The 12,525-nt window shown below is 58.5% G+C and carries 12 protein-coding genes; 7 read left to right on the top strand and 5 right to left on the bottom strand.

Annotation, left to right across the window (positions count from 1 at the left end):
• Positions 1 to 70 precede the first annotated feature (70 nt).
• The 3 genes from NHU87_RS11605 to NHU87_RS11595 all read left to right on the top strand — a co-directional run bounded on the left by NHU87_RS11605 (position 71) and on the right by NHU87_RS11595 (position 2,027).
• Positions 71 to 1,039 (top strand): polyprenyl synthetase family protein, encoded by a 969-nt coding sequence (locus NHU87_RS11605; protein ID WP_253548386.1) that lies wholly within the window; start codon positions 71 to 73, stop codon positions 1,037 to 1,039.
• A gap of 182 nt (positions 1,040 to 1,221) precedes the next feature.
• On the top strand, positions 1,222 to 1,563 hold the full coding sequence (locus NHU87_RS11600) for a zinc ribbon domain-containing protein YjdM (RefSeq protein WP_010467527.1): 342 nt from the start codon (positions 1,222 to 1,224) through the stop codon (positions 1,561 to 1,563).
• Positions 1,564 to 1,769: 206 nt separating this feature from the next.
• Positions 1,770 to 2,027 carry a PA4570 family protein gene (locus NHU87_RS11595; RefSeq protein ID WP_253548385.1) on the top strand — a complete coding sequence of 86 codons (258 nt, stop codon included), beginning with the start codon at positions 1,770 to 1,772 and terminating at the stop codon, positions 2,025 to 2,027.
• A gap of 125 nt (positions 2,028 to 2,152) precedes the next feature.
• Here the strand turns inward: NHU87_RS11595 and NHU87_RS11590 are convergent, their stop codons facing one another.
• The 3 genes from NHU87_RS11590 to NHU87_RS11580 all read right to left on the bottom strand — a co-directional run bounded on the left by NHU87_RS11590 (position 2,153) and on the right by NHU87_RS11580 (position 3,893).
• Positions 2,153 to 2,770, bottom strand: coding sequence for an FKBP-type peptidyl-prolyl cis-trans isomerase (locus tag NHU87_RS11590; protein ID WP_253548383.1), 618 nt, complete (start codon positions 2,768 to 2,770; stop codon positions 2,153 to 2,155).
• Positions 2,771 to 2,896: 126 nt separating this feature from the next.
• Positions 2,897 to 3,193 carry a DUF6482 family protein gene (locus NHU87_RS11585; RefSeq protein ID WP_253548381.1) on the bottom strand — a complete coding sequence of 99 codons (297 nt, stop codon included), beginning with the start codon at positions 3,191 to 3,193 and terminating at the stop codon, positions 2,897 to 2,899.
• A gap of 211 nt (positions 3,194 to 3,404) precedes the next feature.
• Positions 3,405 to 3,893, bottom strand: a complete 489-nt coding sequence (locus NHU87_RS11580) for a TIGR00645 family protein (RefSeq protein WP_007901849.1) — start codon at positions 3,891 to 3,893, stop codon at positions 3,405 to 3,407.
• Positions 3,894 to 4,053: 160 nt separating this feature from the next.
• Here NHU87_RS11580 and NHU87_RS11575 point away from each other — a divergent pair, with 160 nt between their 5' ends.
• On the top strand, positions 4,054 to 5,883 hold the full coding sequence (locus tag NHU87_RS11575; RefSeq protein WP_253548379.1) for a hypothetical protein: 1,830 nt from the start codon (positions 4,054 to 4,056) through the stop codon (positions 5,881 to 5,883).
• 5 nt (positions 5,884 to 5,888) lie between these two features.
• Here the strand turns inward: NHU87_RS11575 and NHU87_RS11570 are convergent, their stop codons facing one another.
• Together NHU87_RS11570 and NHU87_RS11565 are read right to left on the bottom strand one after the other, a co-directional pair.
• Positions 5,889 to 6,230: a hypothetical protein gene (locus NHU87_RS11570; RefSeq protein ID WP_007901845.1), complete on the bottom strand. Its 342-nt coding sequence runs from the start codon at positions 6,228 to 6,230 to the stop codon at positions 5,889 to 5,891.
• A 305-nt stretch (positions 6,231 to 6,535) separates the two neighbouring features.
• Complete coding sequence (locus NHU87_RS11565; RefSeq protein WP_253548377.1) at positions 6,536 to 8,974, bottom strand: Lon protease family protein; 2,439 nt, start codon at positions 8,972 to 8,974, stop codon at positions 6,536 to 6,538.
• 276 nt (positions 8,975 to 9,250) lie between these two features.
• Here NHU87_RS11565 and NHU87_RS11560 point away from each other — a divergent pair, with 276 nt between their 5' ends.
• From NHU87_RS11560 to NHU87_RS11550, 3 genes are all read left to right on the top strand, one after another.
• On the top strand, positions 9,251 to 9,739 hold the full coding sequence (locus NHU87_RS11560; protein ID WP_253548375.1) for a DUF3015 domain-containing protein: 489 nt from the start codon (positions 9,251 to 9,253) through the stop codon (positions 9,737 to 9,739).
• A 104-nt stretch (positions 9,740 to 9,843) separates the two neighbouring features.
• Positions 9,844 to 11,697 carry an Lnb N-terminal periplasmic domain-containing protein gene (locus tag NHU87_RS11555; protein WP_253548373.1) on the top strand — a complete coding sequence of 618 codons (1,854 nt, stop codon included), beginning with the start codon at positions 9,844 to 9,846 and terminating at the stop codon, positions 11,695 to 11,697.
• A gap of 272 nt (positions 11,698 to 11,969) precedes the next feature.
• On the top strand, positions 11,970 to 12,464 hold the full coding sequence (locus NHU87_RS11550) for a GreA/GreB family elongation factor (protein WP_253548371.1): 495 nt from the start codon (positions 11,970 to 11,972) through the stop codon (positions 12,462 to 12,464).
• The last annotated feature ends 61 nt before the right edge of the window (positions 12,465 to 12,525 follow it).

Genomic DNA, 12,525 nt, shown 5'->3' with positions numbered 1-12,525 from the left:
TATCGTGCCTTGACACCCGCCGACGTGGGTCCTAGCATGCCGCGCAACCCTTCTGGAGCAACTGTCGCTGATGCAACCCCAAGCTTTCTACCGCGCGGTGGCGGACGATTTTAGCGCCGTCGACGGCATCATCAAGAAACAGCTGACTTCCCGAGTGCCGCTGGTATCGAAAATCGGCGACTACATTACCTCGGCTGGCGGTAAACGCCTGCGCCCGTTGCTCGTGCTGCTGTGCGGCAAGGCACTCGGCCGCGAAGGCGATGACCTGCGCCTGCTGGCCGCGACCATCGAATTCCTGCACACCGCCACCCTGCTGCACGACGACGTCGTCGACATGTCCGGCATGCGCCGTGGCCGCTCGACCGCCAACGCCATGTGGGGCAACGCGCCGAGCGTGCTGGTGGGCGACTTCCTGTATTCGCGCTCCTTCGAAATGATGGTCGAACTGGGCTCCATGCCGGTGATGAAGATCCTTTCGCAAGCCACGCGCATCATCGCTGAAGGCGAAGTATTGCAGCTGTCGAAGGTCCGCGACGCCAGCACCACTGAAGAAACCTATATGGAAGTCATCCGCGGCAAAACCGCGATGCTCTTCGAAGCCTCGACCCACAGTGCCGCGGCCCTGGCCGGTGCCACGCCGGAACAGAGCGAAGCACTGCGCACCTTTGGCGATCACCTGGGGGTGGCGTTCCAATTGGTCGACGACCTGCTGGATTACCGTGGCGACGCCGAAACCCTGGGCAAGAACGTCGGTGACGATCTGGCCGAAGGCAAACCGACGCTGCCGCTGATCTACACCATGCGCGAAGGTACTCCGGAGCAGGCCGCACTGGTTCGCCGGGCGATCCAGAAAGGTGGCATCGAAGATCTGGAAAGCATTCGCGAAGCCGTTGAAGCTTCCGGCTCGCTGGATTACACCGCGCAACTGGCCCGCGACTACGTGGCCCGTGCGATCAAATGCCTCGACGCCCTGCCTGCCAGCGAATATCGCGACGCGCTGGTGGAATTGAGCGAGTTTGCGGTCGCCCGCACGCACTAACTAGCGCGCGCCCTGTAGGAGCGAGGCTTGCCCGCGAATGCGATCTACCAGTCGACACCGATGTGACTGACACACCGCATTCGCGGGCAAGCCTCGCTCCTACAAAATGATGTGTCGCCCCTCCCCTGTATAAACCCTATATAATGTGCGCTTTTTAGCCATCCTGAATCCAAGGAGCTTTAGTGAGCACGTTGCCACCCTGCCCGAAATGCAATTCCGAATACACCTATGAAGACGGCGCGCAACTGATCTGCCCGGAGTGCGCCCACGAGTGGTCCGCCAGTGGCGAAGCCGAAGCGGCCTCCGATGACACCGTGAAAAAGGATTCGGTCGGCAATGTCCTGCAGGACGGCGATACCATCACCGTGATCAAGGACCTCAAGGTCAAAGGCACGTCGCTGGTGGTCAAGGTCGGCACCAAGGTCAAGAACATCCGCCTGTGCGATGGCGACCACGACATCGACTGCAAGATCGATGGCATTGGCCCGATGAAACTCAAATCCGAGTTCGTCAGAAAAGTCTGAATCTGCTGTATTCCATCCCGCGCCTGGCGTGGGATGGTGCTTCGCCCTGCCCCGCATCACCCAGCATTCCCGCGCAGTAGCCAAACGCCAGTCGTTTTGACGTTCAGCAATTTCCCCACAGAAAAAAACACAAACCGCCAATAGACCCTTGCTATTTGACGAATAAGAATTATTCTCATTGAAACCCATCAATGGAGATGAGACTCATGACTTATTTGATCGATGCCTGGCTGGACCGCCCACAGCCCTACCTCAGAATCCTGCATCGGGAAACCGGGGAAGTCTGTGCGGTACTTGAAGAAGAAGCCTTGAACGAACTGCAGGATCAGGGTGATCTGGACGTCAACGGCCTGAGTTCCAGCGAGCCGGTGGTGCTCAAGGAACTGGTGCGCAATCTGTTTCTGTTCTGCTATGCCCGGGCATTGCGCCCGACGAATGAGCTGCATCACAAGATCGAACTATGAGTAACGCTGAAAGCCTCTGTAGGAGCGAAGCTTGCTCGCGAAGCAGGCGACTCGGTTTGAGTTCGAAACCGAGTTGATGCTTTCGCGGGCAAGCCTCGCTCCTACAGGATCAAAGGCTTACCGGTTTACAGAACGTCGAGCAGTTCGACGTCGAATACCAGTACGCTGTGCGGCGGAATGCTGCCAACGCCTTGAGCGCCGTAAGCCAGTTCGCTCGGCACGTACAGACGCCATTTGCTGCCGGCGTTCATCAGTTGCAGGGCTTCGGTCCAGCCAGCGATGACGCCGCCTACCGGGAATTCTGCAGGCTGACCGCGATCGTAGGAGCTGTCGAACACAGTACCGTCGATCAAGGTGCCGTGGTAGTGAGTGCGCACTTGATCTTCACGGGTCGGCTTGGCGCCTTCACCTTGAGCCAGCACTTCGAATTGCAAGCCCGAAGCCAGCGTGGTGATGCCTTCGCGCTTGGCGTTTTCAGCCAGGAAAGCCAAGCCTTCGCCAGCAGCGGCTTCAGCCTTGGCTGCAGCTTCGGCTTGCATGATTTCGCGGATCACCTTGAAGCTGGCGGACATTTCTTCCTGGCCAACACGGCTTTCCTTGCCAGCGAAGGCATCGGTCAGGCCAGCCAGGATCGCGTCCAGGCTAACGCCCGGTGGCGGGTTATCACGCAGCTGGTCGCCCAACTGACGGCCGATACCGTAGCTGACGCGGGTTTCGTCGGTGGACAGATTTACTTCGGACATGACACTGCTCCGCTGTGCGGACGGCCCTGGAACTTGCCGTGCGTGCACAGCGTATCCCGGAGCGCCCGGAATCAAAAGGGCGAGCAGACTAGCACAGATGCCGTCACGTTTGAGCGGCGTCAGCTGTTACGCAGAACGGAAGGTAATCGGTACTTTCGGGCTTTCCTCGATGCTGGCACCGCACATTTCGTCATGAACCGAGGCATGCACAACGTTGAACGACAGCTTGGGAAAGGCATGAAGCAGGTCACGCGCATGCTCGACCGAGCGCAGATGCAATATCTCGCCGTGGGCATCGCGCAATGGATAGGCCGCGCCATGCATCCGAGCCTCCAGCACATAGCTCACGCCGTCCACCGAGATCAGGTTCAGCTCATCGACCTTTCCGGCGACGGCATACGCATTCAACTCTTGCAGGTTCATGAGCGCACCTCACACAGTGGCGAGCCAGGATCCCTACATGGATATGCCTCGACGGGCCAAAGTACAAGCCACAAACGACACCGCCCGTCTGTTTCATACCTCTTCTTGTAGGAGCGAGGCTTGCCCGCGAAGGCGGTGTAACAGACAACACTTATGTCGACTGACACGACCTCTTCGCGGGCAAGCCTCGCTCCTACAAGTGCTATGCAGATCAGTGCTTGGTCAGTTTATCCAGATAGCCCATGGCGAATGCCGAGACCACGAAGGTCATGTGGATGACCACGTACCACTTCAAATGCTCGGGATCGACGTTCTTGGCGTCCATGAAGATCCGTAGCAGGTGAATGGACGAAATCGCCACAATGGACGCCGCGACCTTCATCTTCAACGAAGATGAATCCATGGTGCCCAACCAGTTGAGCTTTTCCTTGCTGTCGTCGATATCCAGCTGGGAAACGAAGTTCTCGTAACCAGAGATCATCACCATCACCAGCAAACCGCCCACCAGCGCCATGTCAATCAGCGACAGCAGGACCAGAATCAGATCCGACTCGGCCATCGAGAACACATTAGGGATGACGTGGAAGACTTCCTGGAAGAATTTCAGTGCCAACGCCAGCAAACCCAGGGACAAACCGAAGTAGATCGGCGCCAGTAACCAGCGGGAGGCGTACATTGCATTTTCGATAAAGCGTTCCATTGAATCTCACACAAGCGGTTGGAAATGGCGGCGAGTATAACAGCCACCTGTTACACCCAGAAACCGCCGGAAAATCCGCAACCTGCGTGTGTGTGACAAAGTTTTTCTGCTAGTGTCCAGATGATTGACAGGTCAGCGACGTCGGACAGGAAGACTGGAAATGGATGTGCGATTGCCGTTAACGAGTGCCGGACTTTGCCTCACGTTACTGCTCGGAGGCTGCTCACCCAGCGATGAGAAACGTCAGGTCAGCCTCGAAGAAAAGATCGCACAGTTCGAACAATCCCTGGAAATGATCGAGGACCCCAAGCTCAAGAATGCCGTGGCCGAGCTCGGTGGTTCGCTGTTGTTACTCGAGCGTGCGCAACTCAAGCTCGACACCAAACCAGTGGTCACCGAATACGGCGAGGACGCCCTCGCCGTGCTCAAGCACTACCCCACGCTCCAGGCGCTGGTCGACACCTACATCAATGGTCTGTTCGTGCTGCACAAGGAATCCAGCTCGGATTACCTGACCGACTTGCAACCGGTATTCCCCTTCAACTTCAACATTCCGGGCGCGTTCCTTTTTCCTCATGGCCTGGAATGGCAATCGGTGACCCTGAGCAACAAGCGCGTCATCGCGTTCCAGCCGGAATGGTCGGAAACCGAACCCGGCATTCAGCTGAGCCCGTCGAGCTCCAACCTGAGCAACCCCGATGATTTGACGGTGACCTACCCCTTCATCGAAGGCCTGGATGTGGACAAGAAGAGCCAACCACAACCGGTGAACCTGCAAGGCAAGGTGGAGGTCATCGCACCGCGCCGGCTCTACAGCTTCAACCTGACGAAAAAGGACGTCGGCCAGACTCGCACCAACGACAATCTCAGTGTCACTTTATTGAAACTGGGCAATAACTACGCCGAAATCGAATTCAGTAACAGCGCGCCGCTGGCCCCCGAGATACGTGACACATCGCTCGCCCCACTGATCGTTCAGGCCAGGGACGCCACCGGGCAATTCCTTTCTCGCTCAGGTGCGATCAACGAAACCGCCGCGCAAATTGCGTTTTATCAGAAACAACTGACAAAAATGCAACAGCAGAAGGCCTGGAGCGAAGCGTTCGAAAAACAGCTCGATAACGAGCAGCGTGCGTTTGAAAAGCAACAAACCCGGCATTACACCAAGGTCTACTTCAATGGCCCGATCGACACGGTCGAGGCCAGCCTGCTGGACTTCTCGGCGGTCACGGTGACCCGCAAGGAACTGGACCTGCCAATACGCCGCTTCGACCCGCACACCACGGAAAAAACCATCCAGCCACTGACCTTGCCAGTGGTGGTGTATGACGACCAGGCTGCGATTTGGCTCAAGGGCGCAACGTTGACCGAAGAACAACTGAAAAAGAGCATCAGCATCAGTCAGTCGGTGGATGACCCGAGTGCCGCGCGCATCGAATTCAATCACCCCAGAAGCTTCAATGACGAATTGCTTGGCACCTCCTTCAATCCCGGCGAAAGCCCGGTGACGTTCTTTACCCAAGACCGAAATGGCCAGCGCGATGGGCCGATCGAGCTGCCGCCGGAGGCGTATCAGGTCGATCCGATACGCGGTGAAATCACCTATGATCTGAACCTGTTTCCCCAAATTCCGGCCTACGCTGTGGGCTCCATGCCGCACTTCCTGGCGACTATCGACAAGCAAATATACGACGCCCGCCAGTTGCCCAAAGGCCTGGAGTTCAAAGGGAATGCGTTGGTGGTTGATCTGAAGCTGTTTCCCGCCCAGGACTGGCGCTTTTTCGCCAAGGACGACAGCGGCAATTACTTGAAAGAGATTCTTTCGGTCAGTCACGACGCGAGCGCGCAAGGCCCGGCGTTATTTGCAGTGCATTACTTCTATGGCCAGCCCACACGTCTGGAAACTTATCAGCGAACCAACCTCACCACCGTGCAATACGGGTTTGAGGTCAAACTCGACAAGGCCGAGCCAGGCAGCCTTGATCAATAGTCTGTTCAGTGCTCGGGCCGAAACTCGGGACCGCTAAGGTTGCGGTAACGACCACCATTGATCTCTCGCAACTGGGCTTGCAGATGCAGGCACCAGATTTGCGGGTCGTCGGCCAGCTCGTAGCCATGCAAGGTCAGACTTTCAACGATGGTGTCGAGGATCGATTCAGCCACGACCGGCCCACGGAACGGGCCTTGAGCTTTGATGGCGGAAGGTTGCTCGCCGGCCATTCCGGCGGCGAAGAGCAAGGTCCACATGCCCGTATCTCCCGCCAGCGGGCGGATAGCACATTCGATACGAGTCACAAGGCCCAGGCATTGACGGGTGAGGCAGAGGTTGCGCGACATGGCGGCGACCCTCGGTAGATCCGGTCTTCAGCCTCCACGGGAAGGCTGTCTCGATCCAGTGATTACTGTCGATATCCTTGAGCAGATAATAGAAGAAAAGTCTGGCTCGTACGCGAACCGAAACCAGAAGGTGCCGAGTGGTCGCCGAGTGAATATTGACGCCATTTTGACGGCGCTTTTTATTTTGCATTGAACACAAAACCCTGTGGGAGCGGGCTTGCTCGCGAAGGCGGCATAACAGTCGACATTAATGTTGAATGTCAGTCAGTCTTCGCGAGCAAGCCCGCTCCCACAGGGGGGTTACGTCAGGCCGGTTTGGCTTCCAGCAAGGCTGCCTGCGCCAACTCTTTTTCGGCTTCCTTGAGGTCTTCCTCGCTGATCATTTCCGCAATCACCCGCAAGCGTTCCACCACCCGCGCGTTGATGCTGCCTTCCGGGAATGCGCCATTCTCATCCGGCGCACCGGCCGGCTCGCCGACCAACAGGCTCAGGGCCTCGTCAGCCTGACGCACCGCGTAGACATGGAACTGCCCCGCGCGCACCGCCGCCAGCACCTTCTCGTCGAGCATCAGCGTGGCGACGTTGGCCTGAGGAATAATCGCCCCTTGCTCACCGGTCAGACCACGAGCCTCGCAGAGTCGGAAGAAACCTTCGATCTTCTCGTTGACCCCACCCACCGCCTGCACTTCACCGAACTGGTTGATCGAGCCGGTAATCGCAAAGCACTGCTTGAGCGGGGTTTTCGACAAGGCCGAGATCAGCGTGCACGCTTCGCCAAGAGACGCGCTGTCGCCGTCGACATAACCGTAGGACTGCTCCAGGGCGATGCTCGCGGAAATCGCCAGCGGGAATTCCTGGGCATAACGGCTGCCCAGATACCCGGTGAGGATCATCACGCCTTTGGAGTGGATCGGCTGGCCGAGGTTGACCTCGCGCTCAATGTCGACGATGCCGCTGCCGCCCGGATAAACCGTGGCGGAAATCCGCGCCGGCACCCCGAAGGCCGAATCACCGACTTCCAGCACCGTCAGCCCGTTGCACTTGCCGACAGCCGCGCCATCGGTGTCGATCAGAATGATCCCCGCCAGCATGTCATCGAGAATCCGCGCCGAAACGCGCCCGGTACGGGTGGCCTTGGCCTTGAGCGCACGCTCGATGTGCCCGGCATCGGTCATGTCGTCGCCCGCCAGGTCGCGAATGAAATCCGCCTCGCTGACCAGCTGGAACAAATCGCCGATCCGCGCCGACAAACGCCCCTGGTGTTCGGCCAGACGCGCGCTGTAAGTCGCCAGACGCGCCACCGCATCGGCGGTCAGCGGCGCCATGCCTTCTTCCGAGGTACGGGTTTTGAGCAACTGGGCGAACTGCTCAAGGCTCTCGTCGACCATCGGGATGTCTTCGTCGAAATCCACCAGGACACGGAACATCTCCTGGAAGTCCGGATCGAGGTCTTGCAGCGTGTAATACAGCTGCCGGGCGCCGATGATGACGACTTTGACCTGCAACGGAATGTGTTGCGGTGTCAGTGTCACGGTGGCCAGACGGCCCAACTCACCCAGAGGCGATTCCATTTTCAGCTTGCGCGATTGCAGGGCGCGCTTCAGCGCATCCCACACGAACGGCTCGCTGAGCATTTTTTCCGCTTCGAGGATCAGAAAACCGCCGTTGGCCCGGTGCAGCGCACCCGGTCGCAGCTGCCGATAGGTGGTGTAGAGCGCCCCCTGATCGGTGCTGTATTCGATGCGGCCAAACAGGTTGTCGTAAGTCGGGTGCGGCTCGAACACCACGGGCGCGCCGCCATTGAGAGGATGACCGACCACCAGGCTCGGGGCGTATTGCTCTTCGAGCATTTTGCGGGCGATGGCGTCGGTCTTGCTGTCGTCCACCAGTTGCTCGACCACCGTCTTGAGCAGGTAAACCTGCATCGCTTGCAGGTAACCGCAAACACCTGCGTTTTCCGCGTACTTTTCCGACAGCGGCGCGAGCAATGGCTGCAAGGCCAGGGTGATGGTTTCTTCGTTGAGCTGCCGCAGTTGATTGTTCGATTCGCGCTTCCATTGCGGCAGGCTGGCGAGTTCTTCGTTCAGCCGCTCTTCCAGCCCGGAAATGTCGTCATGAAAGCGTTCGCGCTCGGCTTCCGGCAACTGGGCGAATTCCGCCTCATCCAGCGCCTTCCCTTCGCTCATCGGGGTGAAGGCGATGTTGCTGCTGTCGCGGTAAAGCGCGACCTCTTTGTCCAGCGCCAGACGCTCGATCACATCCAGTGCACGGTCATAACGCTGGTTGAAAGCGCGGTCGATGGCGCTTTTCTTCTGCTGATAGGACGGGTGCTCGAACACCGCCGGAAAAGTCGCCAGCAGGTTGTCGATCAAACCGTTGATGTCGCCGATGAAGGCACCGGCGGTGCCCGACGGCAATTCCAATGCACGAGGCTCGCGCGGTTCATCGAAATTATTGACGTAGACCCAGTCCGCCGGGGTCTGCAGGCGTTTGCCTTCGGCCTTGAGGTAGCGCTTGACGAACGAAAATCGGCCGGTGCCGGGCTCGCCCATGACGAATACGTTATAACCGGGGCGTGGCATGGCCACACCGAACTGCAAGGCTTCGACCGCGCGTTCCTGGCCAAGCACACCGCGGAAGGGCTCCAGATCATTGGTGGTAGAGAAGCTGAACTGTTCAGCGGAAAACGGACGGGTCAGCGCTTCGGGCGCTAGACGCAAGCTGGCAGCAACAGGATCAGGCATCGGGCTTCCTTACATCAGGCGGGGCAGATAGCGGCATTCTGGCGCTGCCCGTACCTCACTGGCAAGGCGCGCCTCAAGCCAAAGCTCAGACAAATCCTGCGCCTTGGGCCGAGCGGCTCAAAATCAGGGTTTTCAACGAATGTTTCGCAAAAAGTAACGGAACCCCCGGAACATGCCTAAACTCCAAACTGCGCGGCTGGAACGAATAACCGGCCCACTGGCACCATTAGGGGCCAGCACCCTGTCCATTGGTATGCACACAAAGAGAACATAGCTATGAAACGGATTCTTCTCGGTACTCTCTTCACCGCTGTATCCATCAACGCCATGGCTCAGGCGCCAGGCGGTCCGGACTGTGGTTGGGGCAACATGCTGTTCGAAGGTCAGCGTGGCACCCCGGCACACTTCCTGGCATCCACCACCAACGGCACTTCCGGTAACGCAACGTTCGGTATGACCTCCGGCACCAACGGTTGCTCGACCAATGCGTCGCTGACCTATGGCGGCAAATCCTGGATTACCATGAATGGCATGATGAACGAGCTGTCCGAAGACATGGCTAAAGGTCAGGGCGAAGCGCTGACCACTTACGCCGTGGTACTGGGCGTGGCGCCGGAAGACCGTGCGCACTTCGCCGCTGTGACTCATCAGCACTTCCAGCAGATCTTCAGCAAAGCTGACGTGACCGCTGATGACGTGCATACCAACACCCTGGCCGTGCTGAAAAGCGACCCGCGTCTGGCCAAGTACGCCACTCAAGCTTAAGCTCGACCGGCCCGCTCTCTTTGGGAGCGGGTTTTATTTTTTGAACCTGGCCCTTTTGGCCTGCCCCTTTGGGTCTTTGTTTCTTTCGGCTTAAGTTGCTCACTATGCTCAAACGCCTTGCCTGGCTGGCGCTCTGTGTCTGCGCCCCGCTGTCTGCCGCGCCACATATCGACAATCAACGTTTGCAGCAACTGGCCAACGATCCCTTCTGGATTTCCCTGGGGCATTACGAAACCGCCAAGCTCGGTGGCTGGCGCAGCTATGTCAGCGACAAGAAATTCTTTCTCGCCCCCGATGGCAACGAACACCCCGACCGCGAACTGACAGCGACCGTGCAGGCACTGTATGCACCGGCCAGCGCCGGCGAGCAGCATGCTCAATGCGTTTACCCGGCTCGCACCCGCTGGCTCAAGGCGCAACTTGCGCTGAGCGCTCTGCCGACACCGGACTGCGCTGAGTTCAAGCAATGGTTCAAGGACGTTGCGCCCCACAGCGCGGTGATGATTTTCCCGGCAGCCTACCTGAACAGCCCATCGTCGATGTTTGGCCACACCTTGCTGCGCATCGATCAGGCCAATGTGCAGAGCGACAAGACATCGCTGCTCAGTTACGCGATCAACTTCGGCGCCTACATCGAAGGTTCAGACAACAGCATTCTGTACGCCTGGAAAGGCTTGATGGGCGGCTATCCGGGGCTGTTCGCGCTGGTGCCGTATCAGGAAAAGCTCTCGGAATACCGCAGCCTCGAGAACCGCGACCTGTGGGAATACCGCCTGAATCTGACCCAGCAGGAAACCGAGCGCATGGTCGAACACGTCTGGGAACTCAAGCAAATCCAGTTCGACTACTTCTTCTTCGACGAAAACTGCTCCTACCGCCTGCTTGAACTGCTGCAAGTGGCGCGGCCGAGCCTGCAGTTGACCGAGCAATTCCCCCTGACCGCGATCCCTACCGACACGGTCAAAGCGGTGAAAGAAGCCGGGCTGGTGGAGTCGATCGAGTATCGCCCGTCCCGTGAGCGCGAACTGCTAAGCCGTGCCGAGCCATTAACCTCCGAAGAGCAGGCGTGGGTGCTGAAAGTCAGCGCCGATCAGAAGCAATTGCAGGCCCCGGCGTTCAAGGCTCTACCTCGGGACCGTCAGGCGTTGATCATCGATGCGGCTTATCGTCTGGAGCGTTATCGCGCCAACGGTCAGGAGCGTGACCCGCAACGGGCTCAACGCAGTTTCGAATTGCTGCGCGCAATCAATCAAAACCCGCCGCCTGAGCTGGAGATTCCGCAACCCGGCTTGCCCGAGGACGGTCACGAATCCCGCACCTGGCAGGCCGGTATCGGCACCCGGGGCGACAAGGCCTTCGGCGAATATGGCCTGCGCATGGCCTATCACGATCTCAATGACAACATGGAAAGCTTCCCCCTCGGCGCGCAGATCGAAATTCTGCAGATGAAGCTGCGCCAATACGAAGGCAATGACTGGCAGTTGCAGCAACTGGATCTGGCGACCATCCGTTCGCTGACGCCTCGCAATGAGTTGTTGCAGCCGCTGTCGTGGCAAGTCACCGGCGGCCTGGAGCGCGTGCCGGGCAAGCATGACGACGAAACCCTGGTCAGTCATGTCAATGGCGGTGGCGGCGGGACCTGGCAACTGAGTGAGGACATGCTCGGTTTCGCCTTGGGCACCGTGCGTGTCGAGCATAACAACGACTTCGCGGCCTTCATTGCCCCGGCGGCGGGCTTCAACAGCGGCCTGCTGTGGAAAAACCCGCTGGGCAACTTCAGTCTGGAAGCCAAGGGTGATTACTTCACCAATGGCGAAGTGCGCCGCAGCGTGAGCCTGAATCAGCAATGGGAACTGTCGCGCAATCTGGGCGTGCGCCTGAGTGCTCAACGCGAATTCAGCCACCTGGCGTCGCCCGAAAATGAAGTGATGCTTGAGGTTAAGTGGTATCACTATTGATCGTCGCTTAACCGCAAAAGATCGCAGCCTGCGGCAGCTCCTACAGGACCGCATGTCACCGCGCTGTTGTAGGAGCTGCCGCAGGCTGCGATCTTTTGACCTTTCTTTTACTCCCACCCGACAAATCCACTTCTAGACTTCCCTTATAGGCCATTGAACGGTCCAGGAATCCGAGATGTGGCGTTGCGATCGCTCGCAGTAAGTCGTTTACAGACATTCGTCAAAACTTAAAGCCTGTGACCATGGCCCAAACCCTATAACGGGAGAACAGCATGAGCCGCGCCTTCGTCAATGAAGATAACGCTGCCGAGCAAGCCGATCAGCCAGTCGAACGGCAGGTCAGCGCGCAGCCCAATTACGTCACGCCCGCCGGTCTGGCGCAGCTTCAGGCGAAAGTCGCCGAGTTGCAAAGCCTGCTTGATCAGGAAAGCGCCAAAGGTGACCTGGCCGATAAGCAGCGCCAGGCCGACCTCGATCGCGACTGGCGCTACTTCAAACAGCGCCTGCAAAGCGCCCAAGTAGTCACACAGGCCGCCTCGACCGATAAAGTGCAGATCGGCAACTGGGTGACCTTTGCCGACGAACACGATCATCAGCAACGCGTGCAATTGGTCGGAGAAGACCAGGCAGATGCCGCCCATGGCTTGATCAATTGGAGTTCCCCGCTGGGACGGGCGTTGCTCGGGACGCAGGTGGGCGATGAAGTGTTGTGGAAACGACCGGCGGGGGATTTGGTGATTGAGGTGTTGGCCATAGAGGCCGGGTAACGCGATCTCACCTGTAGGAGCTGTCGAGTGAAACGAGGCTGCGATCTTTTCAGGCCCACTC

Origin of the sequence: Pseudomonas mandelii (assembly GCF_024138395.1) — a bacterium.
In the GTDB taxonomy this organism is placed as follows: domain Bacteria; phylum Pseudomonadota; class Gammaproteobacteria; order Pseudomonadales; family Pseudomonadaceae; genus Aquipseudomonas; species Aquipseudomonas mandelii_E.
This window is presented reverse-complemented; position numbering and strand designations above follow the sequence as displayed.

What these genes read in the sequence shown, in the direction of transcription:
- NHU87_RS11605 (WP_253548386.1), top strand. Translation starts at nt 71, where the DNA reads ATGCAACCCCAAGCTTTCTACCGCGCGGTGGCGGACGATTTTAGCGCC.
- NHU87_RS11595 (WP_253548385.1), top strand. Translation starts at nt 1,770, where the DNA reads ATGACTTATTTGATCGATGCCTGGCTGGACCGCCCACAGCCCTACCTC.
- NHU87_RS11590 (WP_253548383.1), bottom strand. Translation starts at nt 2,770, where the DNA reads ATGTCCGAAGTAAATCTGTCCACCGACGAAACCCGCGTCAGCTACGGT.
- NHU87_RS11585 (WP_253548381.1), bottom strand. Translation starts at nt 3,193, where the DNA reads ATGAACCTGCAAGAGTTGAATGCGTATGCCGTCGCCGGAAAGGTCGAT.
- NHU87_RS11580 (WP_007901849.1), bottom strand. Translation starts at nt 3,893, where the DNA reads ATGGAACGCTTTATCGAAAATGCAATGTACGCCTCCCGCTGGTTACTG.
- NHU87_RS11575 (WP_253548379.1), top strand. Translation starts at nt 4,054, where the DNA reads ATGGATGTGCGATTGCCGTTAACGAGTGCCGGACTTTGCCTCACGTTA.
- NHU87_RS11570 (WP_007901845.1), bottom strand. Translation starts at nt 6,230, where the DNA reads ATGTCGCGCAACCTCTGCCTCACCCGTCAATGCCTGGGCCTTGTGACT.
- NHU87_RS11565 (WP_253548377.1), bottom strand. Translation starts at nt 8,974, where the DNA reads ATGCCTGATCCTGTTGCTGCCAGCTTGCGTCTAGCGCCCGAAGCGCTG.
- NHU87_RS11560 (WP_253548375.1), top strand. Translation starts at nt 9,251, where the DNA reads ATGAAACGGATTCTTCTCGGTACTCTCTTCACCGCTGTATCCATCAAC.
- NHU87_RS11555 (WP_253548373.1), top strand. Translation starts at nt 9,844, where the DNA reads ATGCTCAAACGCCTTGCCTGGCTGGCGCTCTGTGTCTGCGCCCCGCTG.
- NHU87_RS11550 (WP_253548371.1), top strand. Translation starts at nt 11,970, where the DNA reads ATGAGCCGCGCCTTCGTCAATGAAGATAACGCTGCCGAGCAAGCCGAT.